Source organism: Paraburkholderia tropica (genome assembly GCF_914484835.1).
Taxonomy (GTDB): domain Bacteria; phylum Pseudomonadota; class Gammaproteobacteria; order Burkholderiales; family Burkholderiaceae; genus Paraburkholderia; species Paraburkholderia tropica_A.
In genome coordinates this window covers 1-868 of sequence record NZ_CAJZAR010000011.1, presented here as the reverse complement: position 1 = coordinate 868, position 868 = coordinate 1, and the positions used below count along the sequence as shown (strand labels likewise).

Sequence of the window (868 nt, the reverse complement as noted above, 5' to 3'; positions counted from 1 at the left end):
GTTTTCCTAGACGTTTTGTTGGCGCAGCAGTTGATCGAGCTTCGCACGCGCGCTGTTGCGATCTATGCCTTTGGGAAGAGCCGCGTGGGGATCGTCCAGCGCGTCTCGGAGGCATTCAACCACGTCGCCAGCGATAGCGGGGCGATCCTCGACGTGACAAGTCATGGCGAGCCCGACAAGTAGCGCGCGGTCATTGACCGGCATATCCATGATCGACGGCCAAACTAGCTGCAAACGCTCCTTGGAGCGCGATCCTGCTTCCTCACCCGCCATACGGCCGACCGCTGTTGCACCGGCGAGCACGAGCACGAATACGCCGACGCCTACGATGCCAAGCATCCCCTTTTTCATTGAGCCGCCTTGTTCCACGAAGCCAAGCGAGCTTGCCTTTCCTCGTAATCGTGAACGACATCGTCCATCGCCTTGTCGAACTGTTTTTCGGAATCGACGTATTCGATCTTCGAGCGATCAATATCAGCTTGAATCACGTAGCCGTTGCCGTCCGACGACAAGGTAAAGCTGTCCGTGCCACCCAAAAACAACGTGTAATAACCGCCACACACATTGCTCATGCCGCTATGGCAGTCCGATGAGAGGTCCACAGTTCGGCCATTAACCGTCAACTTCTCTGTGATGCTCCATGTCCCTTCTTCGTAGCGAATCGCTGTGATCCCCTGCGATCGGAGCCACGGGCCATATTTTGCGGTGACGTGCTGACCTAGCTCCGGCTGCATTGGGACTGGCTTCGACATATACCAGACGGCAGCTCCAGCAAGGACAGCGACGGCGAGCAAAGCAATCCAGCGACTCCGACGCGTGGCCTTCACGGGGCCACGCGCCTCACCGCCGCGCTGTTGAACGAGACAAA

General features: G+C 57.8%; 2 protein-coding genes. Both read right to left on the bottom strand.

What is annotated here, in order from left to right; all coding sequences use genetic code 11:
• Positions 1-6 precede the first annotated feature (6 nt).
• Positions 7-351: a hypothetical protein gene (locus LDO54_RS01685; protein WP_224005258.1), complete on the bottom strand. Its 345-nt coding sequence runs from the start codon at positions 349-351 to the stop codon at positions 7-9.
• Positions 348-868, bottom strand: a 521-nt coding sequence (locus LDO54_RS01680; protein ID WP_224005255.1) for a hypothetical protein, incomplete at its 5' end; no start/stop codon positions are given. The genes LDO54_RS01680 and LDO54_RS01685, both read right to left, overlap by 4 nt.

What these genes read in the sequence shown, in the direction of transcription:
- LDO54_RS01685 (WP_224005258.1), bottom strand. Translation starts at nt 351, where the DNA reads ATGAAAAAGGGGATGCTTGGCATCGTAGGCGTCGGCGTATTCGTGCTC.